Here is a 25686-nt window from a genome sequence, read left to right as displayed (position 1 = left end):
GCTGGCCTCTGTATGGCATAAAGTGGGTTAACGCGCCGCTGGCGTGCCGCCGTGGAAACGCGCCAGAAACTGCTGCGCCCGCTGGGTCTGGGGCGCGCCGAAGAACTGTGCAGGGGCGCCGCTTTCAACGACTACACCGGCATCCATGAACACCACGCGGCTGGCGACCTGGCGGGCAAATTCCATTTCATGGGTGACGATAACCATGGTCGCGCCCTCGCCTGCCAGGCCGCGGATCACTTCCAGCACCTCGCCGACGAGCATCGGGTCCAGGGCACTGGTGGGCTCGTCGAACAGCAGAATGTCCGGTTTCATCGCCAGCGCCCGGGCAATCCCCACGCGCTGCTTCTGCCCGCCGGATAAACGCGCGGGAAACATCTCGGCTTTTTCCGCCAGACCGACCCTGGCCAGCAGCGCCAGGGCTTCCTGGCGCACCTCGTCAGGGTCGCGCTTGAGCACATGCAACGGCGCCTGCATGATGTTTTGCAGCACGCTCAGGTGCGGCCACAAGGCAAAATGCTGGAAAACCATGCCGATCCTCGAGCGCATCTGCGCCAGATCCGCGTCGCTCATTTTCAGCCCGCCCTTGTGTGCACCCATGCGCTGACCATTGAGGAACACACTGCCGGCGTTAGGCTGTTCCAGCCAGTTGATGCAGCGCAACAAGGTGGATTTGCCGCAGCCGGACGGCCCCAACAGGCACACGACCTCGCCGTTCATGACGTCCAGGGACACATCCTTGAGGACGTGGTTATCACCGAACCACTTGGAGATGCCCTGCAATTGCAGCACCTTGGTCTGCGTCGCCACAGGCGCAACGTTGGGGGATTGATGCAGTGCGTTCACGTTCGACGCTCCTCGGCGTAGCGGGACAGAAGGCTGGTCAGGATCTCGATGCACAGGCACAGCAGCCAATACAGCAGCACCGCCGAGAGAAACGCAGCAAACGGAATGAAGTAAGTGGACTGGATCGAGTTCATCACACTGGTCAGCTCGGTCACGGCGATGATCGAAAGAAAGGCGCTGTCCTTGACGATCTGAATCAGCTGATTGCCCAGGCTGGGAATTGCGCGCATCAGCACCTGGGGCATGATGATCCGGCGCATCAGGCCAACGCCGTGAAAGCCAAAGGCCCGCGCCGACTCGATGGTGTCAGCGGGCAAGTCCTGCCACGCCGCGCGCAGCAGCACCGCCATGTAGGCCGAGTTGTACAGCACCAGTGCCAGCACGCCGCTGGTCCAGTTGGACAGGCGCACGCCCATGGACGGCAAGGCGAAATAGATCAGGTAGACGAACAGCAGGAATGGCACGCAGCGCATGGCGTCGCAGAAGCCGTTGGCGACACGGGCAATGCCGGGACGCGAAGACATCAGCATCGGCGTCAGCACTATCCCCAGCAGCAACGAGGCCGACGCGGCAATGCACACCAGGATGATGGTATTGAGGAAGCCGCTGCCGATATCCGGCAACTGGCCCCAGATGGTCAGGAAATCATTGCTCATACCGCCACCTCTTGCCCGGCACTGCGGCGTTCAAGATGACGCTGCAGGCGAATCAACAGGTAAACGATCACGCTATAGAGCAGCAGAGCGAAGATAAACGGTGGCAGCGGGTCATAGGTGCGCGCCCCTACCCGCTGGGCGGCACGGGTAATCTCGACCATGCCGATCACGGCCACGGCCGGGCTGGACTTGAGCAACATGGTCATTTCATTGACCAGGCCGGGAAGACTTGACCGCCACACCTGGGGCAGAACGATCAGGCGCAGGCGCTGGCCCCGGCGCATGCCGAAAGCCAGAGCTGCATCGTATTGCTGCTGCGGGAAGGCAATCAACGCGCCGCGCCAGACCTCGCAGTTGAACGCAGCGGTCGACAGCGTCAACGCGAGAATGCCTGCCGTCGCCGGGTCCAGAGAGATGCCGAACTGTGGCAAGGCGAAGAAGATCAGCAGGATCAGCGTCACCGCCGGACACGAACGCATGATGCTCACGTAGGTGAACACCAGCTGTCGAGCTACCGGCACCTTGCCCCAGCGTACGAGGGCCAGTCCCAGCCCCAGCGGTACGCCGACGATGATGCTGACCAGCGAAACCCCTATCGTCGATAAGGCGCCGAGCAAGATGCTCCAGTAGTCGTATGCGGTCATGGGTGTCTGTCAGTTAACGTTGGCAGGCATGTTTTCATGGCTTTCACCGAGCCATTTCTTCTGCAGGCGATACATCTCGCCGTTCTTGCGCAGCTCAAGCAGCGCGGTATCGACCATTTTCAAGACACTGGTGTTGCCCTTGGCCACGGCCCAGGCCAGGTAGGTGGGCTCGCCGATCGGCTTGCCCATCACAAACATGTCGCTGCGCTCCTTGACCAGGGAAATCAACGACAGGTCCGTGTTGGCGACAGCGTCCAGACGACCATTGCCCAGGTCTTGGTAGGCCTCGGGGTAACCGTGGTATTCGACGATTTCCTTGAGGCCCTTGCCTTTGGCCTTGAGTTTGGCGTCGAAGTCCTTGAGATCGGTGAGCATCGCGCTGCCGGTTTCAGCACCCACGGTCTTGCCGATCAAGTCCTCTGGCGTGAGGATCGAACTACCTTTCTTGGTCGCAAAATAAGTGGTGGTTTGTGCGGTGGGCGACGAGAAGTCGAAGGTGGCCTTGCGCGCCGTGGTCACCAGTACTGCCGACAGTGCCATGTCGTACTTGCCGGTGGTCACCCCTGGCAGGATCCCCGCCCAGGGCAACACTTGCTGGCGGATTTTCACACCGGAGGATTTTTCCACCAGGGCCAGCAGTTCATTGTCGTAACCGGTGGCCTTGCCCTCTTCCATGAACTCAAAGGGACGATAGTCATCTTCGGTTGCCACGAGCAGATAGCCGCGGCTTTTGACTTCATCGAGGGTGGCCGCATGACTCATGGCCGTATTGGCCAGTGCTGCGGTCATCGCCATCACCAATGTCACCACCGACTTGCCTATGAGCTTGCGACACTTGAGGTTGTGCAGTAGAGCCGTCATGGAAATTCCTTGCTGGGTCCATTTGAAACCGGTTCATCAGAATGAACCGGAGGTGGCAGCACCGGGAGGCGCTGCATGGAACGAAGCAAGTGGCATGCCACATAATTTTTCGTTGGGCCGACCCCCTGTTTTAAAGGGTTTCAGCGCTACCGAGAATTTCAATTGGGCGGTTGCGGGCATACCACGGGCAGAACCGCACCAAAATAATCCTGAAACTATGTGGTATGCCTCTCAATTGATCAAAGTGTCGCACCTGCTGTAAATACGATTGCGTCTTGATTTGCTTGCATAAAGCATCCTGACGAGTACCAAAGAGACGGCGTATATCGCTGTTTACATTGGTTTTTCATCAGCACAGCCCATGTGTGACTGCAAGGCATGATTACTTTAATTAGCTAGTTAGGTGGTATGGCACCTATTTAGTAGAGCTGTCCTATCGCAGGCTTTAATCCCCTGTTTTCAAGGGTTTCCGGGTCATGAGTGCGGTATCGGCACGCTTCTCGCTAAGGGGATCGTTAACACCTCCTTCCTAAGAGAACCGCCATGACCAAGCACCTGACCCCGGCACAAGTCGAGCATTTCCAGCAACACGGCTATGTGTACCCCTTTCGCGCAATGAGCACCGAGGACGCGGCCGGTTATCGCGCCCGGATCGAGGCCTATGAGGCGCATGTGGGTGAGGATGCCAACCGCTCGCTGAAGATCAAGGCTCACCTCGCTTCTCCGGCCTTTGTCGAACTGGCGCGCAATCCCCGGATCCTTGATGCGGTCGAAGACCTGATCGGGCCGAATATCCTTTTATTCGGCGCGTCCGTGTTCGCCAAAAATGCCAATGACCCGCGCTATGTGTCCTGGCATCAGGACTCGACCTACTTCGGCCTGTCGCCGCACAAGGAGGTCACGGTATGGGTCGGCTTTACCGATGCGACGGCGGAAAACGGCTGTTTGCGTATCCTGCCGGGCTCCCATCACGAGCCGGACTATCTGCATGAGGAGACCTTTGCCGCAGACAACATGCTCGCCAAGGGGCAGTCGCTGGTCGGCGTGGATGACAGCCTTGGCCTGGAGATGCCGTTGCTCGCCGGAGAGTTCTCGATCCACCACGAGCGCACCGCCCATAGCTCACGCTGCAACACCACCGATGATCGGCGCATCGGTTTTGCCTTCTTCTACATTCCCACCGATGTCACCTCGACCATAGGCCGCCGCCTCGCCACCCTGGTTCGCGGCGAAGACCTGTTCGGCCACTGGGACAGCGAAGCCCTGCCCGGCATCGATTACGATCCGGCCTCGATGGCGCAACTGCATCAGGCCTGGGGTCAGTATCGCGATGGTGAGGTCAAGGGCGGTTGATCGGTCAGAAACTCGATCAACGTCCTGACCCGCAACGGAACGTGCCTGGCGTGGGGATACAGCAAGAGAAACGGCCTGCTGGCGCCGCCGTAATCATTCAGCACCTCAACCAGGCTGCTGCGTTCAAGATCGTCCTGGACGACAAAGCGGTAGGCCTGGACCAGCCCGGCGCCGTGTCGGGCCATGGTGATCGTGGCCAGGTAATCCTCCAGACAGGTGACGTTGCCAGAGGTCTGCAGACTGACGCTCTTGCCCTTGTCGATAAACAGCCACGGCACGTTACGCCCGCTGCTCGACAGTTCGAACTGGATGCAGTCGTGGTTTTGCAAATCTTCAAGGCTTGCTGGCGTACCCCGTTCCTGCAAATAAGCAGGTGATGCGACGATGACCAGTTTGGCGTCCTCCAAAGGCCGTGCAATCAGCGACGTGTCTTGCGGCGCCTTGCCACGCACCACCAGGTCATAACCTTCCTCGGCAAAATCGATATTGCGGGTGCTGACATGCACCGTGACCTTGACCAGCGGATACAGACGGCGGAACTCTGCAAGCCTGGGCAGCAGACGATAATGCGCATAAGGCGTGGGCGCACTGATGCGGATCTCGCCGCTGGGGGTTTTCTGTCGGCCTGTCACTTCCCGCTCAGCGTCCACTAACTGCGCCAAGGCCTGCCGACACTGTTCGTAGTAGCTGCGCCCTGCGTCGGTCAGGCGGATGTGCCGCGTGGTTCGCACGAACAGGCGTACCGCCAGGCGTTCTTCAAGCCGCGACACCGAGCGACTCACCGCCGCAGGCGTTACCCCGGCCGCATTGGCTGCAGCGGTAAAACTGGCGAATTCAACCGCCAGACAGAACAGCTCGATACTGCCCAACTGCACATCATCGAAATGGCGAGGCATAGACGTCTCTATTGATTACATGAGGTATCAATTCAATTGCTCAACAGGCGATTTATCGCACTGAAGCGCAAAAGTAAAGTGGGCTCAACGAATCGCTGTTCAACCCACTTGGAGCACATCAGCATGAACAACAAACCCACCGTCATTGTCACCGGCGCGTCCAGCGGCCTGGGCTTCGCCATTGCCGAAGCCTATTTGCATCGCGGTTATAATGTGGTCGGCAATGCCCGCCCCCTTGAGCGTCTCGAGGCGGCCTCCGCCAAACTCGGCAACCCGAGCAATTTCCTGCTGGTGGCCGGCGATATCGCCCAGGCCGAAACCGCAAAGGCACTGTTCGATGCCGCTATCAGCGCCTTCGGCAAGGTGGATATCCTGATCAATAACGCCGGTGTGTTCATTCCCAATGCTATTGGCGATTACACCGAAGCCGAGGTCAACGCCATCGTCGGCACCAACCTGATGGGTTTTTTCTACCCCTCCCAGGCAGCGGCAAGGCATATGTCGGCAAACGGCAGCGGGCATATCGTCACCATCAGCGCCAGTATCGCCATGCAGCCCAACAGCAAGGTCCCGGCGCTGTTGCCGATATTGATCAAAGGCGGCCTGAACAGCGCCACCCGTGGCCTGGCGTTGGAACTGGCGCCGTTCAACGTCAAAGTCAACGCCGTGGCACCCGGCATCATCAATACGCCCCTGCACAATCAGGACGAAGGCACGCAGAACTTCCTCAAGGGCCTGTCGCCCAGCGGTACCATCGGCAACCCGCAAGACGTGGTCGATGCCGTGCTGTATCTCACCGACTCCAGCTTCACCAGCGGCAGCGTGATAGTCGTCGACGGCGGCGCGGCTGCCGGTACCTGGTAACCCTTGTCCCTGGAGAAATGAATATGCCTTACGTCAATATTCGCGTGACCAACGAAGGCGTCAGCGCCGAGCAGAAACGGGCCCTGATCGAAGGCACTACGGAGTTGTTGTTCCGGGTGCTGGGCAAGCCTGCGATATCGACCTTTGTGGTGATCGATGAAGTGGAGACTGATAACTGGGGGTGGCAGGGCAAGACCACCACGCAGATCAGGCAGGAGCAGAGGGCGGTTGCAGAGCAATAGCCTGAACCAAGGCGACCATGGCAAATGTGGGACCGGCTTTAGCCGGGAAGGTGTAGCCAGGATTGATATATTTCTATCGCCTGCCATGCAGTCTTCCCGGCTAAAGCCGGTCCCACAAAAGGCGGATCGCCGCACCGCTCGCTGCCACAGGTCAGGTTGCGTCTTGTGCCCGCTCGCGCAGCAGTTCGATAAATTGCTGCAACTCCTGGCTCATCGGCTCGCCCTTGCGCCGCAGCAGGCCAAACGGCGCCATTTGCGCATCGAGGGTGACCGGCAACGCGACCACCAGGCCCATCTTCAGGTAGTCACGCATGGCCGATTCCGACAGCACCATGATTGCGTCGGTCAGTTGCACCAGTTGCTGCATCGAATACACCGAACTGCATTCGATGATGTCCGGCGGGATCGGCAGATCCAGGCGTTGCAGGGCCTGTTCGATGGCGATGCGCGCCGGGCTGGTTTCCGGCTGCAGGATCCACGGCCAGTTCCGGACCAGTTCAGCCCATTCCAGTTTGGGCCGTCGTGCCAACGGGTGACCGCTGTGGACCACGGCAAGCAAGCGTTCATTGCCCAAGGGTTCGAATTCATATTGTTCATGGTCGTCGCCAAAGCTGCGCCGGGTAATGGCGATGTCCACCCGCCCCTGTTCCAGCAGCTGGATTACCTGGTCGCTGGTGTCGCCCATGATGCGGATGCGCAGTTGCGGGTTGAGGCTCTTGATTTGCGCCACGGCATTCATTACCAGGTCCGGCGCCGCGCCCATGATGGTGCCGATGGACAGATAGCCGTAACCACCCTGCTTGCGTACGGCTAGGTCGGCGGCGCAACGGTCCAGACCGCCCAACGCGGCCTCGGCAAAGCGCAGCAACTGGCGACCCAGGGCTGTCGGGCGCATGCCCCGAGGCAAGCGCTCGAACAGCTCACAGCCAAACATATCCTCGATTTCCTGCAGCATGCGTGTTGCCGCAGGCTGGGACATGTTCATGCTCAGGGAGGCACGATGCATATTCAGACTGGAGCCCAGCACCACCAGCATCTGCAGATGCTTGTAGCGCAATCGGCCAAACAGTTGCTGGGGGGCTCTCTCAATACTCATGCGGCGCTCGGCAATCGATAACTTTAAGGTATCAACTATAAGCTTAATTCGATTAGTCATGCATCGTAAGGACGCAGTAGAGTCCTCGGCACACACATGCCGTACCCGTTACGCAGTCAAATAATTCCAATAAAAGGAAACTGACGTGAACACTCTACCTGCTGCCTTGCTGCGCAAGGTCTCCTGGCGGCTGCTGCCGTTTCTGCTGTTGATGTACATCATGGCGTTCCTCGACCGGGCCAATGTCGGCTTCGCCAAGCAGGCGTTTCAGGCCGATACCGGTATCGGTGACGCCGCGTTCGCGTTCGGTGCCGGGGTATTCTTTGCCGGATACGCGCTGCTCGAAGTACCTAGCAACCTGATCATGCATAAAGTCGGCGCACGCCTGTGGATGTGCCGGATCATGGTGACCTGGGGGCTGATCTCTGCCGCCATGGTCTTCGCTCATACCGAAACCACCTTCTACGTGCTGCGCTTTCTGCTCGGTGTTGCCGAAGCGGGCTTCTTCCCTGGCGTCATTCTGTACCTGACCTACTGGTTCCCCGGCGCCGCCAGGGGCAAGGCCATGGGCTTCTTCTACTTTGGCGCACCGTTGGCATTTATCTTCGGCAGCCCGCTATCCGGCCTGCTGCTTGAGCTTGACGGCTTCATGGGCAGCCACGGTTGGCAGTGGCTGTTTGCGGTGGAAGGCCTGATGGCCACCGCCGTGGGCATCTGGGCGTACTTCTATCTGGACAATCGCCCGGCCGACGCCAAATGGCTAAGCCCTGAAGAACGCAGCCAATTGCAGGCCGTACTGGATGCCGAAGACAGCCATAAGCAGAGCCACGGCAGCCTGCTCAAGGTCCTGTGCCAGCCTGCGGTCCTGTACCTGTGCCTGATCTATCTGCTGATCCAGGCCAGCGTCTATGGCGTGGTGTTCTATTTGCCCACCCAAGTGGCTGGACTGCTCGGCACCAAAGTCGGCTTGATGGTCGGCCTGGTCAGCGCCGTGCCCTGGCTGTGTGCCCTGCTCGCGGCCTGGCAGATTCCCGCCCTGGCTGATCGCACCGGCCAACGTCGCACAGTCGCGGCCTTGACCCTGGTGGTCTCGGGCCTGGGCATTGCTGCTTCGGTCACTTTTAGCAGTCCGCTGCTGGGCATCTTGGCGCTGTGCTTCGCCGCGTCGGGCTTCATCGCCGTGCAACCGGTGTTCTGGACCTTTCCCGGCAGCTTCCTCGCCGGCTCGGCCGCAGCAGGCGCCATCGCCCTGATCAACTCCTTTGGCGCACTCGGCGGGTTTATCGCGCCGATTCTGAAGAATTGGGCCGAAGGCGCCTTTCACTCCCCGGCAGCAGGCCTGTACCTGCTGGCCATCACCACGTTGATTGCCGCCGCACTGGTGATGGGCATACGTGCCCCGCGTCCGTCGGCTTCACATAAACAACCCAGCTTTCAGCTGTAAAGAGGGATCAACCATGGCCATTCCAACCATCAAACATGTGCGAGCCTTCGTTCTGCGCGGCGGCGGTGCCGATTATCACGACCAGGGCGACGGTCACTGGATCGACGACCATATCGCCACGCCCATGAGCAAATACCCGGAGTACCGCCAGAGCCGACGCAGTTTCGGCATCAACGTGCTCGGCACCCTGGTCGTGGAAATCGAGGACTCCGAAGGCAATATCGGCTTTGCCGTGACGACTGGCGGCGAGCCTGCGGCCTATATCGTCGAGAAGCACCTGGCGCGTTTCGTCGAAGGGGCCAAGGTCACCGATATCGAGCGCATCTGGGACCAGATGTACTTTTCCTCCCAGTACTACGGGCGCAAGGGGCTGGTGATCAATACCATTTCCGGTATCGACCTGGCGCTCTGGGACTTGCTCGGCAAGGTGCGCAGGGAGCCTGTGCACCAGTTGCTTGGCGGCGCAGTGCGTGACGAACTGCAGTTCTATGCCACCGGCGCGCGTCCGGATCTGGCGCAGAAGATGGGCTTTATCGGCGGCAAGCTGCCCCTGCACCACGGCCCGGCCGAAGGTGAAGAAGGCCTGCGCAAGAACCTTGAGGAACTGGCGGTGATGCGCGAGCGGGTCGGCAAGGACTTCTGGCTGATGCTCGACTGCTGGATGAGCCTTGACCTGAACTACGCGACCAAATTGGCCCACGGCGCCCAGGAATTTGGCCTGAAGTGGATCGAAGAAGCGCTTTCGCCAGACGATTACTGGGGCTATGCCGCCCTGAAAAAGGCCGTGCCCACGGGTATGTTGGTCACCACTGGCGAGCATGAGGCCACCCGCTGGGGCTTCCGCATGCTCCTGGAAATGGGTTGCTGCGACATTATTCAGCCTGACGTTGGCTGGTGCGGTGGCATTACTGAACTGATCAAGATCTCGGCCCTGGCCGATGCTCACAGCGCCATGGTCGTGCCCCACGGTTCATCGGTGTACAGCTACCACTTTGTCGCCACCCGTACCAACAGCCCGTTCGCCGAATTCCTGATGATGGCGCCCAAGGCTGACCAGGTCGTGCCGATGTTCCATCCGCAATTGCTCGGCGAACCGGTGCCGGAAAACGGCCGCATGCGCCTGTCGAAACTTGATCAGCCCGGCTTCGGCGTCACCCTGAACCCGGAATGTCAGCTGCATCGCCCGTATCAGCATTGATCGCGCCCATTCGCTTGCCAGGAGTCCCTTATGAAAATGCCCCGCAACCCGTTCAAGGCCGCCATGGCCAAGGGTGAACCGCAATACGGTATCTGGGCCGGATTCGCCACCGGCTACGCTGCGGAAATCACCGCCAGCTTCGGTTACGACTGGATGCTGATCGATGGCGAGCATGCGCCCAATACCGTGCCATCGATTCTTGCCCAGCTGCAGGCCGTGGCGCCCTACTCGACCGCGCCGATCGTGCGCGCCGTCGGCCATGACCCAGTGTTGATCAAGCAACTGCTGGATATCGGCACCCAGACCCTGATGATTCCCATGGTGGAAACGGCGGAACAGGCCAGGGCCTTGGTCCGGGCCATGCGCTACCCACCCCATGGCATCCGCGGCGTCGGTGGCGGCCTGACCCGTGCCACCCGCTGGGACGGCGTCCCCGACTACATCAATACCGCCCATGAGGAGCTGTGCCTGATTGTCCAGGTCGAGTCCCGTACCGGCGTGGATAACGTTGCGGCCATCGCTGCCGTCGAGGGCGTTGACGCGGTATTCATCGGCCCGGCGGACCTGTCCACCGGCCTTGGTCATATCGGCAACCCGTCTCACCCCGAGGTGCAGGAGAAGATCCGCCACGCCATCGACGCCACCCTGGCGGCGGGCAAGCTCAGCGGCATTCTCGCCCCGGCCGAAGCAGATGCCCGGCGTTATCAGAGCTGGGGCTGCCAATTCATTGCCGTAGCCATCGATATCAGCCTGATGCGCCAGGCCGCGCTGAGCAATCTGGCGCGCTACCGCGAACCCGAGCAGCAACGTCCTGCTTCGCAAACCTATTGACTGCCAAGGAGCTCGACCATGACCTCTGTACCCGTGTACAAAAACTATATCAACGGTGAGTTCGTCCCCAGTTCCGAACATTTTGATGTGCTCAATCCGGCAACCGGCGCAGTACTGGCCCAGGTTCCCGCCTCCGATGCCGAACAAGTAGACCGCGCCCTGGCCGCCGCTCGCGCCGCACAATCGGCCTGGGCCCGGCGCCCGGCGATTGAGCGCGCCGGCTTCCTGCGCCAGATCGCGAGCAAACTGCGGGAAAACGTTGCCCATCTGGCCCGCACCATTACCCTGGAACAGGGCAAGACTTATGGCCTGGCCGAGGTGGAGGTGAATTTCACCGCCGATTATCTCGACTACATGGCCGAATGGGCGCGTCGCATTGAAGGCGAGATCATCACCAGTGACCGCCCCGGCGAGAATATCTTCATGTTCCGCAAGCCCTTGGGCGTAGTGGCCGGGATTCTGCCGTGGAACTTTCCGTTCTTTTTGATCGCACGCAAGATGGCGCCCGCTTTGGTGACCGGCAATACCATCGTCATCAAGCCCAGCGAAGAAACCCCGAATAACTGCTTCGAATTCGCCCGCCTGGTCGCAGAAACCGACCTGCCTGCCGGTGTGTTCAACGTGGTCTGCGGCGACGGCCGGGTGGGTGCGGCCCTGTCCGCCCATGAACAAGTGAATATGATCAGCTTCACCGGCAGCGTTGAAACCGGCGCGCGGATCATGAGCGCCGCCGCGCCCAACATCACCAAGCTCAATCTGGAGCTGGGCGGCAAGGCTCCGGCCATCGTATTGGCGGACGCCGATCTGGAACTGGCGGTGAAAGCCATTCGTGACTCGCGGATCATCAATACCGGGCAAGTCTGCAACTGCGCCGAGCGGGTCTACGTCGAGCGCAAGGTGGCCGATCAGTTTATCGAGAAAATCAGCACCGCCATGGCCGCGACCCGTTATGGCGACCCGCTGGCTGATGCGTCAGTGGAGATGGGCCCGTTGATCAATCGTCAGGGTCTGGACAGCGTGGCGGCCAAGGTCAGGAAAGCCCAGGAACAAGGCGCGTCCCTGATCACCGGCGGCCAGGTCGCCGATCTCGGCCAGGGTTTCCACTATCAACCGACGGTATTGGCAGGCTGCAGCGCCGATATGGAGATCATGCGCAAGGAGATCTTCGGCCCGGTGCTGCCGATCCAGATAGTCGACGACCTCGACGAAGCCATCGCCCTGGCCAACGACTGCGAGTACGGCCTGACGTCATCGCTGTACACCCGTGACCTGAGCAAGGCGATGTACGCGATTCGCGAGATCGATTTCGGCGAAACCTATATCAACCGGGAAAACTTCGAGGCCATGCAGGGCTTCCATGCCGGCGTGCGCAAATCCGGCGTGGGCGGCGCGGATGGCAAGCATGGGTTGTATGAGTACACCCATACTCATGTGGTCTATATCCAGGCGTGACGCGTAAAACATTGTGGGACCGGCTTCAGCCGCAAAGACGCGGTGACAGACGATAGAAATGTATCGATTCACCCACGTATTCCCGGCTAAAGCCGGTCCCACAGAAAAGCTTCACCAACGGTAAAACGGTATTAAACCCGCAATGTTCGGGTCATGCGCAACGCCAGCACGCTCCCGCCAATGATCACCGCCGCCAACAGGTACAGCGCCACGTCCGTGGAGCCGGTAGCGTCCTTGACGAAACCCACCAGGTACGGGCTGAGGAAGCCAGCCATCTGGCCCATGGAATTGATCAACGCCAGACCACCTGCGGCTGCGCCCGCACTAAGCATGGCGGTCGGCACCGGCCAGAACATCGGCAGACCAGTGAGCGCGCCCATGGTGGCGATGGTCAGGCCGAGGATGGCGATGGCCGGTGTGGTGGCGAAATTCACCGCAATCAGCAGGCCCACAGCACCCATCAGCATGGGCACCACCAGATGCCAGCGACGCTCTTTACGCAGGTCGGCCGAGCGCCCCACCAGCAGCATGAACACCGCAGCCAACAGATAAGGAATCGCGCTCAGCCAGCCAATTACCAGGTTATCGGCGAAGCCCATGTTCTTGATGATCGACGGCAGCCAGAAGTTGATGGCGTAGACGCCGCTCTGGATGCAAAAGTAGATCAGACCAAAGGCCCAGATCGCCGGGTTGCGGAATACCGCCGCCAGGGAATCACTGGTGGTCTTGGGTTTGTTGTCCAGGTCGGTTGCCTGATCGGCTTCCAGCACCTCACGCTCATGGGCGCTGAGCCATTTGGCGCTGGCGAAGCTGTCGCTGAGCAGGAAGAACGCCAGGGCGCCGAGGATCACGGTGGGGATGCCTTGCAGCAGGAACATCCACTGCCAGCCGGCCAGACCGCCCTGTCCCGAGGCGAAATGGTTGAGGATCCAGCCGGAGAACGGGCTGCCCAGCAGGCCGGAAACCGGAATCGCCGACATGAACAGGGCCATGATCCGGCCGCGGCGGAACGTCGGGAACCACTGCGAGAGATACAGCACCACGCCCGGGAAGAATCCGGCTTCTGCCGCCCCGGTAAACAGGCGCAGCGTGTAGAAATGCGCAGGGGTACTGACAAACAGCAGACAGGTAGAAAGCACGCCCCAGGTGATCATCATCAGGGCAATCCAGCGCCGCGGGCCGAACTTGTTCAGCGCCAGGTTGCTGGGCACGCCGCACAGCACGTAGCCGATGAAGAAGATCCCGGCGCCAAGGCCGTAGACCGTTTCGCTGAACTTCAAGGCATCGAGCATTTGCAGTTTGGCGAAGCCGACGTTGACCCGGTCCAGATAATTGAACAGGTAACAGATGAAAATAAACGGGATGAGACGCAGGGTGATGCGTTTATAGACGGCATTCTTGTCGTCATCGGTTGCCTGAACGGCAGCGGCGCTGTGTGACATGGCGTTCTCTCTATTTATTATGATTTTGGTGGTGCGGGGAGGATAACGTCGATCCACCCTGAAGTTTCGGCCAGCCCGGCGCAAGTGTCTTTGTACGGGGGCACAGCAATTACGCCTTTGCGCTGTGCCGTTGAACAACATTCATGATCGCCGTGGGCTCAGGCAACCTGCGCCACTGTCCAATACTGACCAGCCAACCGATCACCATGGGCGGGTTGAATTCATTAATTCACCTATCCTATTGAGTCATGTCTGACGGCTATCGCTGATTAAAGCCAACGACCCACCGCAACGGAGGCCCTGTAATGCCCGAATTCAACGCGCCACTGCGTGACATGCGCTTCGTGCTCAACGAACTGTTCGACGCCCCGGCGCTTTGGCAAAGGTTGCCCGCCCTGGCAGAACGGATGGACGCCGAGACCGCCGATGCGATTCTTGAGGAGGCGGCGAAGGTCACTGCAGGCCTGCTGGCGCCGCTCAATCGCAGCGGTGACGAGGAAGGTGTGCACTGGCAGGATGGCAAAGTCAGCACGCCCAAGGGCTTTCGCCAGGCCTATGCCACTTATATCGAAGGTGGCTGGGTCGGGCTCAGCGGCAATCCAGATTTCGGCGGCATGGGCTCGCCGAAGATGCTTGCCGTGCTGTTCGAGGAAATGCTCTACGCCGCAAACAGCAGTTTCGCGCTGTATTCGGCGCTCAGCTCCGGCGCCTGCCTGGCCATTGATGCCCATGCCAGCGAAGAACTCAAGGCGCGCTTCCTGCCGCCCATGTATGAAGGTCGCTGGGCCGGTTCCATGTGCCTGACTGAAGCCCACGCTGGCACCGATCTGGGCCTGATCCGTACCCGCGCCGAACCCCAGGCAAATGGCAGTTATCGCATCACCGGCAGCAAGATCTTCATCACCGGCGGCGAGCAGGACCTGACGGAAAACATCATCCACCTGGTATTGGCCAAGCTGCCCGATGCGCCTGCCGGCCCCAAGGGTATTTCGCTGTTTCTGGTGCCCAAGGTGCAGGTCAACGAGGACGGTTCCCTCGGTACGGCCAATGCCTTGGGTTGCGGCTCCGTCGAGCACAAGATGGGCATCAAGGCCTCGGCCACCTGTGTGATGAACTTTGACGGCGCCACTGGCTGGCTGATCGGCGAGAGTAATCGCGGGCTGGCGGCGATGTTCACCATGATGAACTACGAACGCCTGTCCATCGGTATCCAGGGTCTGGGCTGCGGTGAGGTGTCCTATCAGAACGCCCGCACTTACGCCAAGGAACGCCTGCAAAGCCGCTCGGCCAGTGGCCCCGTGGCCAAGAGCAAGATTGCTGATCCGATTATCGTCCACGGCGATGTGCGGCGCATGCTGCTGACCATGAAAGCCATGACCGAAGGTGGTCGCGCCTTTGCCTGTTATGTCGCACAACAGCTGGACCTGGCCAAATTCACTGCTGATCCTGAAGAGCGCTTGCGCGCCGAGTCCCTGGTGGCGCTGCTGACGCCGGTGGCCAAGGCGTTTTTTACCGATATCGGCCTGGAAACCTGCGTCCACGGCCAGCAGATATTCGGCGGCCACGGCTACATTCGCGAATGGGGTCAGGAGCAGTTGGTTCGGGATGTGCGTATTGCGCAGATTTATGAAGGCACCAACGGTATCCAGGCGCTGGACTTGCTCGGGCGTAAGGTGCTGGGCAATGGCGGCGCGGCGCTGAGCATCTTTGCCAGTGAGATTCGCGACTATGCCCAGTGCAGCGCCTCGCCGTACGCCGGGCAATTGCTGGCAGCGGTGCAACGCTTGACCGACCTCAGCGACTGGCTCAGGGAACGGGCCGTGATCGAGCCGAATATCGTCAGCAGCAGTTGCGTGGAATACCTGCACTTCTTCGGTTATGTCAGCTACGCCTACCTGTGGGCACGCATGGCGGGGCTCGCCGAAGAGAAAATCACCGACGACGAAGGTTTCTACGGCGCCAAAAGGGCCACAGCGGCGTTCTTCTACGCACGCTTGCTGCCGCGGATCGACAGCCTGGAGGCTGGTATCCGCAGCGGCAGTGAGTCGTTGTATGCGCTGGAGGCCGAGCAGTTCTAAGTCAGATCGTGCAGTGACTTACCATTCGGCGCGGTCACGCTGACCTCGCTGAATGTCACCTGCAGGCCCCCACGCTCCGGAGTACAGGCCATGGGCCCGATCCAGTACTGCTCGGCCTGGGGAAATGGCGCCAGGCGAATCAGCGGCCAATGCTCGCCATCGGTCGAGGCCTGGACCTTGAGCACACCGTTTTGCACAGTCACGCGCAGCCAGAACCCCGCCGTATCGCCATTGAACAGGCCGGTAGACCAGTCGGACACGCCATCAGTGACGACCGTACTGAGATACGGCACACCGTCATTGACCTCGATAGTGATCTTCACCCAATGCTCGGCATCGATGCGCACCATCAGCCCGGCCTGATCATAGAGTGCTCTGAAATCAGCAGAAACCTTGGCCTGGGCGGTGAATTCAGGACCGGTCCTGACCCCGTAGAAATGCCCGGAGTCCCGGACAAAACCATAGTGGGTCTCGCGCCAGAAATCGGTGGCAGCGTCGGTGGTCCAAGTGAGCTGGTCGCCACGCATCGACCAGCTTTTCGGTTCGTTAAGCCATTCATATTCGTCGTACATATGATCTCCCTGAAATAGCCCCGCTCAACTCATGGGCGACGTGCTGACAATCCTTAACGCCAAACCTTCATAAGGTGCAAGGTCAATGGTGAACTCGCCCTCGGCGGTCAGGTCACCCTCGACCCTCTCGTTGATGATATCCACCACCAGACCATGGCCGATATCCGGCAGGTGCAAGGTTTCGGTGATGGGCTCGGCGCTGAAGTTCAGGGCGGTGATCTGCATGCCCTTCCCGGCCGGCAGTTCGTGGACCATGATCAACAGGCCGGGATGCTGGACGTCCGGAATCAATACCTGACGACTCGCGGCAATGTCATAGGCCCGGCGCACAGCGAGGATTTTCTTCAGCTGCGAGGCGAAGGATTCCGGATCTTTCAACTGCTCCGGCAAGCTGCCGTACAGGTTCTGCGCCTTGGGCATCTGGCCTGCCGAGATAATCGCATCGGGGTCGAGGTCAACCAGATCGTAGGCGCCACGGTGGATCCAGCGGGTGTCGCCATCAAGCATCAGGTCAGCGACCTGTTCCGCCGGAAGCGGCAGAGCACCCACTAAATCCCATCCGGACAAGGCAAACACGCCCGGCTGCATGGCGTTGAACATCACCAATAGAAGGTGCAACTGGCGAATCTGCGGGATATCCGCCGGTTTGATCGCCTGCAAATCCCGTATACCCAAGGCTGCCGTGATGATGCTGACGGTGGTGCAGGACACGCCATTGGTGACAAATTTCAGGTTGTAGGGTGCGTGCTCACCGGCCAGACGTTCGTACATTTGCTCGCGGATATGCTCGCGCAGGATATTGCCGGGGAAGGTCTGGCCCTGATACATGAAGGTGTCATGGGCATGCAGGGTCCAGAAATGCACCAGTTCCAGGGTCAGCTCGTCATGGTTTTGCAGGGCGTGGATCAGTGAGGCCGGGTCAATGCCGTAGGCGTGGACCTGGCGCAGCATCAGGCGCAGGAACTCGGCATCGCCCATCAACAGCGCATGCTGATAGGCCGGACGGGTGATGAAGTCATAGGACAGATCCGCGCCGCCATGGGACATCGAAGCGATATCGTCGATGGTCAGGTTCAGCTCCTGGAAGCTGAAGCCGCCAGCCTTGCGGATCGCCCCGCCAATCAACTGGTTGCCAGTAATGGACAGCGGATGGCTTTCTGACCAGGCCGTGCCATCGAGCTTGCGCTCGACGCCAAGGAAGCCGTTGGCGTCCAGGCGCAGGATTTTTGCGCCCATCACATCGACCGCATGCAGGGCGTCGCCAATGATCATTTGTTGCGCGGCGAAACTGGGGTCAAGCCAGTTCAGCGAGGGCTGGCCTTCCTTGAAGTAATGCAAGTAGACCCAGCGCCGCGGTTTGCCATCGACGCCGATGACCACGGGTGTGGTACTCCAGTCGGTTTCCTTTACGCCGGGTTCGAAGAAAATCACCCGCTGCAACTGGCCGACGATGTAATGCTTGTCGCGCAGGGCATCGACCTGCAGCGGGCTGAGGTTCTGCGCGTCACGCCCCGGCTCGACGTCGGGCAGTAGCGGCCAGTCTTCCTCGCGGATTTCCACCATGTGGTAGAGACCGGGATAGTCCTCGTAGGCCATCTCGGCCAGACGGAAATCCGCACCCTTGCCGGTATGGGAAGGAATCACGTCATCGATGATCACCGCATTATGCGCGGCGGCGATTCGGGTCAGGTTCTGCAACTGTTCTTCGGTGCCCAGTTGCGGATCGATGCCGAAGCTGATGCGATCGAAATTGCCGTCGATGGTCGGCGTATGTTCGCGGCCCTTGAGCCCGCCGGAGGTTTTCAGCGGGCCGTTATGAATGCCCTGGATGCCGATTTCCGACAGCGCATGCCACAGACTTTCATCGCCCAGGGCCTGCAGGACCGTGCCGCCTTCGCTGGTGATGATCGAGGCGGGATAAGCGGTGAACCATACCGAGGCCAGTGCTGAGGCGTCCCGCGGCCGGGTTTGTGCGAAGGGCCGTTGCCATAATCTTCCTTGCCCGGAATACAGGCGAGTCCGCTGTCGGGCGGCATTGAGCATGGATTGTTCAACCAGCCATGCCACGTAATCCTTGTCCGTCGTCATAAGCACATTCACTCGCAGTCCAGTACATCGGGCCGTCGCACTAAGCAATCATCGCGGAACGAACGGCGCAGGTCGTGTGCATATGAGCCCGCGAGTGCGCAATCGTTGCATGGAATTTCCATGAAGGTGCTGTCTAGACCTTGAAATGGGCGATCAACCGATGCACCTCCCGGGTCATGCCAGCCACCTCGTTGCTGACCCGCACGGTATGTCGCGCCTCGCTGGCATTGCCTTCGCTGAGGCTGCGGATCTCCAGGGTATTGCGCTCCACCCCTTCAACCACTTGCGCCTGCTGTTCGGTGGCCGAGGCGATCTGCAGATTATGGTCGATGATCTCGTCCATATCCTGGGTGATGCCCTGGAAGATATCGGCGGTACGGGTGACCTCGCCGCCCCATAGCGCTTCCTCGAACGGGCCGGTACAGGCTCATGCTAGCGGTCAGGTACGCCGAGGGAGTTGGAGGCGTTGCACGAATGATTGAAGATTTGCGACATGGCGCAGGTCCACAAGAGCATTCAATACTGAACGGGCGGGAGAGAATCTGTGGGAGCGAATGCAGGTTACAGAAGACTGCCTATCGCAGTGTGCCCCCACGCCACAAAAGTCAGGAATGCAGCAACCCGTCCACGGACTCGATACCCGGCACCGCACAATGAACTCTCTTCATCGCCAACCATTCCCGGGCCTTGGCGATATCGAATATTTGGCCCTGTTCCATTAACGCCAGAACCAGTGAATCAGAAATCCGGTAATGCCCGCACTGCGGACATTTACATTCTTCCCAGCTGTCCGCGCAAAAAATTCGCTCTGCCGGCCCCGCACAAATCAGGCAACTCATGGAACGCCTCGCTTTTTATTATTAGATGGAACAGTCGATCGTCATCATTTGATCGGCATCGTTTCATGCCACTATAAACATAATGTTCAACTCTCCAAATGCAATCAACCCCTCCCGATAAATAGTCCCTGCCTATAGTATCCATCCGCTCAACCACTCGTCGGCCTTGCAGGAATCTCTGAGAACATTTTCCGCCTGTCCCTTATCGGAATAAGTGTCCGTTAGTGATAACGGCAAATTAAAACTCAGTTGATATTGGAGAGCTATCATGACTACTGGTAACAAAAACCCAGGCAATTTTTCCAACGATCGCGAGAAAGCTTCAGAAGCCGGCAAAAAAGGCGGCCAGTCATCTTCGGGCAGCGGCTTTGCCAATGACCGGCAAAAGGCCTCCGACGCAGGCAAGAAAGGCGGACAAACCGGCCACGGCGGCGGCCGCCAATCCTAAGCGCTGATGACCGGGGCGGCCCCGCCGCCCCTCCTTTCAGCCCGATGCAGTGGACAGGTGCTGATCATGACGACCCATATCATCAACTTCACCGCGCCGATCAATTCCACGACTTGCGGCCAACTGATCGACAAGGCATCAAACGCCATCCACCAGAACGCCTCGCAATTGATCGTCAATATCGCAACCATGGGCGGCGAATGCAGCTACGGGTTTACCCTCTACAATTTCCTGCTGTCTTTGCCCATACCGGTGCATACCCATAATCTGGGTACTGTCGAATCCATGGGCAACATTATCTTCCTCGCGGGTCGACATAGAACCGCCTGCCCCCATAGCAAGTTCCTCTTTCATCCCTTTCATTGGCACTTGAATGGTTCGGTCGATCATGCGCGGATGTCCGAGTACGCCATGAGCCTGGACTACGACTTGCAACTGTATGCACGCATTGTCGCCGAGCGCACCAGCGCTGCCCGGGAGCCGCTGGATATCGAGAAATATCTGACTGCGGCACCGCGCATTCTGGATCCCCGCCAAGCGCTGGATTGCGGGATGATCCACGCCATCGAGCAGCCGACCCTCAGCGGTGAATGCGTCAACAGCGTGATTCATTCATAGTGTTACTGCCCCCCAAACGGACATCAACGCACCGGCTCGCCCCTCGACCGGATCAGCATCAGGGAGCGCCACTTGGGCGATACGTTGCAGCGACGGTTGGTGATTGGCGAGTTCGGCCTTTTGAATATCGTAGTTGTCCTGCCCTCGCGGATAAGCGCCGACCACCAGGAAGTCGTCGCTCTGTTCAAGGCTGCAATGACCGGTACCTGCGGGTAGCACCAATACATCCCCTTCGCTTACTTCGATCTCCTGACCGGACGGGCCGCCCAGTAGCAGCCGGGCATGCCCTCTGGCAACGCCGACCACCTCATGGGCAGTGGAGTGGTAATGATGATAGTCGAACACCTGTGCGCGCCATTGCGCAGGCCAGTCATGCTCGTTGAACAACTGTTCCAGCCCTGCTGCCTTGTCTTTCGAAAGCAATGGCACTTCACGGTACAGCAACACCGGGAACTGGCTGTTGGGGATCACTCCGTCGTCGCTGAACCATAGCGTCTGGGGTTGCGCTCTCTTCATGATCACTGGTCTCTGGGTTGCTCTTGAGCTTTTTTCTTCTGTTGCCGGTGAACCTCCTCCTTACCCACCGATTGTGCAGTGGAGTCACGTTGCCCCTTGCCAGGATCGTTGGATCGCAGAGCGTCGTTGGCGCGCTCTACCTCACCCGGCAGGGTGTGCGGGTTCGGGTTTTCCTGCGGGGTTTTGCCATTGTTCATGATCGTTCTCCTTGGCTTACCGGGCCCTGGGGCCATTGATCGGTAGACCTTCATCTTTTTTTCCGGGTTCCATCTGAGGCTCAAGCCCCAGGATTACCAAACTGGATATACAACGACCAGACTCCGAGTAACGACCAGAACACCGCGAAAATCCACGGCGTGCGCAGCGAAAAAAGCAGGGATTTTCGGTACCCCTTGTGGGTTGACTCACGCTCGCTGAACAGCGGCGACTCATCATAGGCCAGCCCCATCAGCGGTTCGCTTTGCAACAGATTGGCTTGCTTGTAATGCCAGTGATCGATGATTTCATAAGCGGCGCGGATGCCCGGCCAGGCATTCAGGGAGCTGAGAATGCCGAGCAATGCCAGCATCGCCGGCACGACCAGCGTGAAAAGCTTGCCCCATTCCGGGTTGAGATTACCCATGGACGAGGTAAAGGCGATGACCAGAAACGACTGGGCTGCGAGGTAGGCGTCGGTCCGATTGGCCAGGATACTGGTTTCGTACTGGATTTCCCGACGATAAAAATCCAGGCGCTCTTTGGGGGAACCGAACATCTTCGCGTTGTGTTCAGTCAGCTCAGTTTCATCGGCAGCATGAGTAAGAATTCTGGGCAAGGCGATGGGTTACCTGTGTGATGCGAATACCAATAGAGACTCAACGGACCGGGCCTGACATCGTTAGTTCGCCGCGAATCGATCCGTGGCCCGGCAAGCGGGATTTCTTGTTCTGCCGTTAAGGCAAGTGGCACCTGGCGCTGGCGCAACGCAAATACCCGCCGCCTGTTACTTGCGGGGCAAGGGTCGGTCGCCATCGGCGCAGGGCAGCCGACCGCCCTCTCCCCCGGCAATACGCTCGGCCTGGTCGATCCCTCGTTGCAGCGCGTCCTGAACGTTCCACTCCCTGGCTTGCAGCGTCGTTACGTGCTCGTAGACAGCCGTACCGTCGGCCGCATAGACGCTTACCAGTAACTGAACGGCGGTGGGCGGTATCTTCCGTGCCCGCACATCAATGAAGCAGCCGTTCTCCAGGGTCTCGGCATACGCCTCTTCCTCTGTCTGGGTTGCGCTCCAGTTGTCGAATACTTTGCCTCTGGCCTGCATGATTGTGGTCCTCCATCCGTCTGTACACGAACATTCATGGCAGCAGGTTAATTAAAGCCCACCTTCATTTATTAGTTGCGGCTATACGTCGGCTGACACTCGAAAAACAGCGTCATGACAACTACCGCTTCGCTTGTTAGTGCCATTCGTCGGCCATGTTTATTATTTATAAAACCAACGAGTCGCCCTCTCTTCAAAGGCGTTAATACCCGCCGCAAATGCAGCGGGTCTCTGATACCTCAAGGAGAGATGGCCATGCCTGCCGATACCCCCATCCAATGCGCCTGCCCAGGTTGCACATGCACTATCGATGAACACATGCGTGCTGAACGTAATGGCCAACTGTTTTGCAGCGAGGCCTGCGCAGACACACATCCGGACGGTGCGTCATGCCCTTCACCGACCTGTCACTGCGAAGCAAACGTGGACCGGGACGCGGAGTCCGAGTCGCTGCGCTCCTGACGTCATGGCGTTGCTTTCATCGACACTGCCCGGGAATTTCACATGCGCTTACAGCACCTTTCTCGTGTCCTTTTCATCGCGGCTGTCAGCGGGTTATTGCCGGGCTGCAATCTGGTGGTTTTCAACCCCAAAGGCCAGATCGCCACGGATGAACGCAATCTGATCATTCTGGCCACTGCCTTAATGTTGCTCGTCGTCATTCCAGTGATCGTAATGATGTTTGCCTTTGCCTACCGTTACAGGTCAACCAACAAGCAGGCCGTTTATACGCCGCGCTGGGCCAGTTCCCACAAGATCGAAGCGGTGGTGTGGGGCTTCCCTTTGGTGATTATCGTGATTCTCAGTCTGGTGACGTGGAAAACCACACACTCCCTGGACCCCTACAAGCCACTGGACTCACAGGTCGAACCGATCAATGTGCAGGTGGTCGCCACGGACTGGAAGTGGCTGTTCATCTACCCGGACCTGGGCATCGCATCGGTCAATGAACTGGCCATACCGGTCCATACGCCGGTGAATTTCACTATTACCTCGGATGCTGCAATGACGTCGTTTTTCATTCCGGCACTGGGCGGACAGATTTACGCCATGGCAGGCATGCAGACCAAGCTGCATCTGATTGCCAATGAAACCGGACAATTTCGCGGCATCGCGGCGAACTATAACGGCCCAGGTTTCTCGGATATGCATTTCACCACGTTCGCCGACACCGCCCAGCAATTCGAAGAGTGGGTAGCGAAAGTGCGTGCAACCCCTTCCCCCCTGAATCACGAAAGCTATCAAAACCTGGCGCGCCCCAGCATGCGCCATCCGGTCACCTATTACTCCTCGGTCGACAGCGGCCTGTTCCAAAACATTGTCGACAAATACGAAGGCATGAACAAAGGCAAGCCCATGCATGAAGCCATGCAGGCGACGCCCGACCACCAGCCGGACCGCGATGTCGCACAGGAGCGCAAATGAATCTATTCGGCAAGCTGACATGGGACGCCATCCCGGTGCATGAACCGATCATCATGTACACGCTGGCCGTGGTCGGGCTGATGGGCTTGGGCATGGTCGCAGCGATTACCTACAAAAAGGCGTGGGGTTATCTCTGGCGCGAGTGGTTTACTTCCGTGGACCACAAGAAAATCGGCGCGATGTATATCGTCGTCGCTCTGGTCATGCTGCTGCGCGGCTTTTCCGATGCGATCATGATGCGCACCCAGCAGGCCATGGCCGCCGAGGGCGGGCCGGGTTACCTGCCGCCCGAACACTACGACCAGATCTTTACCGCCCATGGCGTGATCATGATCTTCTTCATGGCCATGCCCTTTGTCGTCGGCTTGATGAACGTCGTCGTGCCACTGCAGATTGGCGCCCGGGATGTCGCCTTCCCGTTCCTCAATGCCTTGAGCTTCTGGCTGTTTGTCGCTGGTGCCGCATTGGTCAACGTTTCCCTGGGGATTGGTGAATTTGCCCGTACCGGCTGGGTCGCGTATCCCCCGCTATCGGAACTGGCCTACAGCCCAGGTGTGGGAGTGGACTACTACATCTGGGCGCTGCAGATATCCGGCATCGGTACGCTGCTGACGGGGGTCAACTTCTTTGTGACTATTCTCAAGATGCGCACCACCGGCATGAGCCTGTTCAAGATGCCGGTGTTCACCTGGACGTCGTTGTGCACCTCGGTATTGATCCTGGCGGCGTTTCCGATCCTGACGGCGACGCTGTTCATGCTCACGGTAGATCGTTATCTGGGCATGCATTTCTTCACCAATGAAGCCGGCGGCAACCCGATGATGTACGTCAACCTGATCTGGGCCTGGGGGCATCCCGAGGTGTACATCCTGATCCTGCCCGCGTTTGGCATATTTTCCGAGATTGCCGCGACCTTTAGTCAGAAGCGCCTGTTCGGCTACCACTCCCTGGTCTGGGCCACCATTGTCATTACCGTGCTGTCGTTCATTGTCTGGCTGCACCACTTTTTCACCATGGGTGCGGGCGGCAATGTCAACGCGTTCTTCGGCATCATGACCATGATCATTGCGGTGCCCACCGGCGTGAAGATATTCACCTGGCTGTTCACCATGTACCGCGGCCGTGTGCGTTTTACTACGCCCATGTTGTGGACCCTGGGGTTTATCGCGACCTTCAGTATTGGTGGTATGACCGGCGTCCTGCTGGCCGTTCCCGGTGCCGACTTCATGCTGCACAACAGCCTGTTTCTGATCGCCCACTTCCATAACGTGATCATTGGCGGCGCGGTCTTTGGTTATATGGCCGGGCTGACCTACTGGTTCCCGAAAGCCTTCGGTTTCATGCTCAACGACAAACTGGGGCGCACGGCTTTCTGGTGTTGGCTAGTGGGTTTCTATTTTGCCTTCATGCCGTCCTATGTATTGGGTTTCATGGGCATGACCCGGCGCCTCAATCACTTCGATAATCCCGAGTGGCGGCCCTGGTTGCTGCTGGAGCTGGTGGGTGTCGCGATCATTCTGTGCGGCGTTGCCTGCCAGGCCCTGCAATTGCTGGTGAGCATCCTTCATCGCCATGAGAACCGCGATCTTACCGGCGATCCCTGGGATGGCCGCACCCTTGAATGGGCCACCGCCTCTCCCCCACCGCCCTATAACTTTGCCGAACAACCCAGGGTCGACGACCTCGATGCCTACTGGGGCATCAAGGAGCGTGGCGTCAGCACGCTGAGTCACACGGACTTTCGCAGCATTCACATGCCGCGCAATACCTCGGCGGGGCTGGTCATGAGCTTTTTTACCCTGATCTGCGGTTTCGCCCTGGTGTGGCATATCTGGTGGCTGGCCATCGCCGGGTTGCTGGCCACCGTAGTGACCCTGATAGTGCGCAGCACTGACGAAGACACTGATTATTTCATCCCCGCTGCGGAAGTCGCGCGCCTTGAGCGGATCCATATGAAAGAAGCGGCGGAGGCCTGAA

At 59.2% G+C, this 25686-nt stretch carries 28 protein-coding genes; 13 read left to right on the top strand and 15 right to left on the bottom strand.

Annotated elements, in window-relative coordinates; genetic code table 11:
- Positions 1-27 precede the first annotated feature (27 nt).
- Genes AC1Z24_RS15835 through AC1Z24_RS15820 form a run of 4 tightly spaced genes read right to left on the bottom strand, consistent with a single transcriptional unit; the run spans position 28 to position 3007 of the window.
- Positions 28-846, bottom strand: coding sequence for an amino acid ABC transporter ATP-binding protein (locus tag AC1Z24_RS15835; protein ID WP_483746473.1), 819 nt, complete (start codon positions 844-846; stop codon positions 28-30).
- Positions 843-1502 carry an amino acid ABC transporter permease gene (locus AC1Z24_RS15830; RefSeq protein WP_259103554.1) on the bottom strand — a complete coding sequence of 220 codons (660 nt, stop codon included), beginning with the start codon at positions 1500-1502 and terminating at the stop codon, positions 843-845. Before AC1Z24_RS15830 ends, AC1Z24_RS15835 begins: the two co-directional genes overlap by 4 nt.
- Positions 1499-2146 (bottom strand): amino acid ABC transporter permease, encoded by a 648-nt coding sequence (locus AC1Z24_RS15825; RefSeq protein WP_483746472.1) that lies wholly within the window; start codon positions 2144-2146, stop codon positions 1499-1501. Before AC1Z24_RS15825 ends, AC1Z24_RS15830 begins: the two co-directional genes overlap by 4 nt.
- Before the next feature lie 9 nt (positions 2147-2155).
- Complete coding sequence (locus tag AC1Z24_RS15820; RefSeq protein WP_483746471.1) at positions 2156-3007, bottom strand: transporter substrate-binding domain-containing protein; 852 nt, start codon at positions 3005-3007, stop codon at positions 2156-2158.
- 543 nt (positions 3008-3550) lie between these two features.
- Between AC1Z24_RS15820 and AC1Z24_RS15815 the strand changes: the two genes are divergently transcribed.
- The gene (locus AC1Z24_RS15815) at positions 3551-4360 is read left to right on the top strand and encodes a phytanoyl-CoA dioxygenase family protein (protein ID WP_483746470.1); all 810 of its coding nucleotides are present in this window, start codon (positions 3551-3553) and stop codon (positions 4358-4360) included.
- Here the strand turns inward: AC1Z24_RS15815 and AC1Z24_RS15810 are convergent.
- The gene (locus tag AC1Z24_RS15810) at positions 4327-5256 is read right to left on the bottom strand and encodes a LysR family transcriptional regulator (RefSeq protein ID WP_483746469.1); all 930 of its coding nucleotides are present in this window, start codon (positions 5254-5256) and stop codon (positions 4327-4329) included. The two genes, AC1Z24_RS15815 and AC1Z24_RS15810, sit on opposite strands and share 34 nt — an antisense overlap.
- A 123-nt stretch (positions 5257-5379) precedes the next feature.
- Between AC1Z24_RS15810 and AC1Z24_RS15805 the strand changes: the two genes are divergently transcribed.
- Both AC1Z24_RS15805 and AC1Z24_RS15800 read left to right on the top strand, forming a co-directional pair.
- The gene (locus AC1Z24_RS15805) at positions 5380-6120 is read left to right on the top strand and encodes an SDR family NAD(P)-dependent oxidoreductase (protein WP_483746468.1); all 741 of its coding nucleotides are present in this window, start codon (positions 5380-5382) and stop codon (positions 6118-6120) included.
- Positions 6121-6143: 23 nt separating this feature from the next.
- Positions 6144-6362, top strand: coding sequence for a tautomerase family protein (locus tag AC1Z24_RS15800; RefSeq protein ID WP_483746467.1), 219 nt, complete (start codon positions 6144-6146; stop codon positions 6360-6362).
- Positions 6363-6513: 151 nt separating this feature from the next.
- Here the strand turns inward: AC1Z24_RS15800 and AC1Z24_RS15795 are convergent, their stop codons facing one another.
- A complete protein-coding gene (locus AC1Z24_RS15795) occupies positions 6514-7458 on the bottom strand; it encodes a LysR family transcriptional regulator (RefSeq protein ID WP_483746466.1) in 945 nt (314 codons plus the stop codon).
- A gap of 145 nt (positions 7459-7603) precedes the next feature.
- Here AC1Z24_RS15795 and AC1Z24_RS15790 point away from each other — a divergent pair, with 145 nt between their 5' ends.
- Genes AC1Z24_RS15790 through aldA form a run of 4 tightly spaced genes read left to right on the top strand, consistent with a single transcriptional unit; the run spans position 7604 to position 12383 of the window.
- Positions 7604-8902, top strand: a complete 1299-nt coding sequence (locus tag AC1Z24_RS15790; RefSeq protein WP_483746465.1) for an MFS transporter — start codon at positions 7604-7606, stop codon at positions 8900-8902.
- A 13-nt stretch (positions 8903-8915) separates the two neighbouring features.
- On the top strand, positions 8916-10100 hold the full coding sequence (rhmD, locus tag AC1Z24_RS15785) for an L-rhamnonate dehydratase (protein WP_483746464.1): 1185 nt from the start codon (positions 8916-8918) through the stop codon (positions 10098-10100).
- Positions 10101-10130: 30 nt separating this feature from the next.
- A complete protein-coding gene (locus tag AC1Z24_RS15780) occupies positions 10131-10931 on the top strand; it encodes an HpcH/HpaI aldolase family protein (protein WP_483746463.1) in 801 nt (266 codons plus the stop codon).
- Between the two features lie 18 nt (positions 10932-10949).
- Positions 10950-12383, top strand: a complete 1434-nt coding sequence (gene aldA, locus AC1Z24_RS15775; RefSeq protein WP_483746462.1) for an aldehyde dehydrogenase — start codon at positions 10950-10952, stop codon at positions 12381-12383.
- A gap of 131 nt (positions 12384-12514) precedes the next feature.
- Here aldA and AC1Z24_RS15770 read toward each other — a convergent pair whose 3' ends face one another.
- On the bottom strand, positions 12515-13825 hold the full coding sequence (locus AC1Z24_RS15770) for an MFS transporter (protein WP_483746461.1): 1311 nt from the start codon (positions 13823-13825) through the stop codon (positions 12515-12517).
- 305 nt (positions 13826-14130) lie between these two features.
- On the opposite strand from AC1Z24_RS15770, the gene AC1Z24_RS15765 reads away from it, so the two are divergent.
- Positions 14131-15903 carry an acyl-CoA dehydrogenase C-terminal domain-containing protein gene (locus AC1Z24_RS15765; RefSeq protein ID WP_483746460.1) on the top strand — a complete coding sequence of 591 codons (1773 nt, stop codon included), beginning with the start codon at positions 14131-14133 and terminating at the stop codon, positions 15901-15903.
- Here AC1Z24_RS15765 and AC1Z24_RS15760 read toward each other — a convergent pair.
- The 4 genes from AC1Z24_RS15760 to AC1Z24_RS15745 all read right to left on the bottom strand — a co-directional run bounded on the left by AC1Z24_RS15760 (position 15900) and on the right by AC1Z24_RS15745 (position 19402).
- Positions 15900-16475 (bottom strand): DUF1349 domain-containing protein, encoded by a 576-nt coding sequence (locus tag AC1Z24_RS15760; protein WP_483746459.1) that lies wholly within the window; start codon positions 16473-16475, stop codon positions 15900-15902. The two genes, AC1Z24_RS15765 and AC1Z24_RS15760, sit on opposite strands and share 4 nt — an antisense overlap.
- Positions 16476-16499: 24 nt before the next feature.
- A complete protein-coding gene (gene treS / locus AC1Z24_RS15755; protein ID WP_483746458.1) occupies positions 16500-18563 on the bottom strand; it encodes a maltose alpha-D-glucosyltransferase in 2064 nt (687 codons plus the stop codon).
- A 133-nt stretch (positions 18564-18696) separates the two neighbouring features.
- Complete coding sequence (locus AC1Z24_RS15750) at positions 18697-18906, bottom strand: hypothetical protein (protein ID WP_483746457.1); 210 nt, start codon at positions 18904-18906, stop codon at positions 18697-18699.
- 262 nt (positions 18907-19168) lie between these two features.
- Complete coding sequence (locus AC1Z24_RS15745; protein WP_483746456.1) at positions 19169-19402, bottom strand: hypothetical protein; 234 nt, start codon at positions 19400-19402, stop codon at positions 19169-19171.
- A gap of 268 nt (positions 19403-19670) precedes the next feature.
- Here AC1Z24_RS15745 and AC1Z24_RS15740 point away from each other — a divergent pair, with 268 nt between their 5' ends.
- The gene (locus tag AC1Z24_RS15740; protein ID WP_483746455.1) at positions 19671-19850 is read left to right on the top strand and encodes a KGG domain-containing protein; all 180 of its coding nucleotides are present in this window, start codon (positions 19671-19673) and stop codon (positions 19848-19850) included.
- Between the two features lie 66 nt (positions 19851-19916).
- Entirely contained in the window at positions 19917-20468 is a 552-nt protein-coding gene (locus AC1Z24_RS15735) for an ATP-dependent Clp protease proteolytic subunit (RefSeq protein WP_483746454.1), read from the top strand.
- Here the strand turns inward: AC1Z24_RS15735 and AC1Z24_RS15730 are convergent.
- The 4 genes from AC1Z24_RS15730 to AC1Z24_RS15715 form a co-directional block, all read right to left on the bottom strand.
- A complete protein-coding gene (locus AC1Z24_RS15730; protein WP_483746453.1) occupies positions 20463-20984 on the bottom strand; it encodes a cupin domain-containing protein in 522 nt (173 codons plus the stop codon). The genes AC1Z24_RS15735 and AC1Z24_RS15730 overlap by 6 nt on opposite strands.
- A gap of 2 nt (positions 20985-20986) precedes the next feature.
- On the bottom strand, positions 20987-21181 hold the full coding sequence (locus AC1Z24_RS15725) for a hypothetical protein (protein WP_483746452.1): 195 nt from the start codon (positions 21179-21181) through the stop codon (positions 20987-20989).
- Between the two features lie 80 nt (positions 21182-21261).
- On the bottom strand, positions 21262-21798 hold the full coding sequence (locus tag AC1Z24_RS15720) for a hypothetical protein (protein ID WP_483746451.1): 537 nt from the start codon (positions 21796-21798) through the stop codon (positions 21262-21264).
- Positions 21799-21966: 168 nt separating this feature from the next.
- A complete protein-coding gene (locus tag AC1Z24_RS15715; RefSeq protein ID WP_483746450.1) occupies positions 21967-22284 on the bottom strand; it encodes a hypothetical protein in 318 nt (105 codons plus the stop codon).
- A gap of 114 nt (positions 22285-22398) precedes the next feature.
- On the opposite strand from AC1Z24_RS15715, the gene AC1Z24_RS15710 reads away from it, so the two are divergent.
- Genes AC1Z24_RS15710 through cyoB form a run of 3 tightly spaced genes read left to right on the top strand, consistent with a single transcriptional unit; the run spans position 22399 to position 25685 of the window.
- Entirely contained in the window at positions 22399-22746 is a 348-nt protein-coding gene (locus AC1Z24_RS15710) for a metallothionein (protein WP_483746449.1), read from the top strand.
- Positions 22747-22788: 42 nt separating this feature from the next.
- Positions 22789-23709 (top strand): ubiquinol oxidase subunit II, encoded by a 921-nt coding sequence (cyoA, locus tag AC1Z24_RS15705; protein ID WP_483746448.1) that lies wholly within the window; start codon positions 22789-22791, stop codon positions 23707-23709.
- Positions 23706-25685: a cytochrome o ubiquinol oxidase subunit I gene (gene cyoB / locus AC1Z24_RS15700; RefSeq protein ID WP_483746447.1), complete on the top strand. Its 1980-nt coding sequence runs from the start codon at positions 23706-23708 to the stop codon at positions 25683-25685. Before cyoA ends, cyoB begins: the two co-directional genes overlap by 4 nt.
- The last annotated feature ends 1 nt before the right edge of the window (position 25686 follow it).

The organism is Pseudomonas sp. JL23, from assembly GCF_056933585.1.
This window is presented reverse-complemented; position numbering and strand designations above follow the sequence as displayed.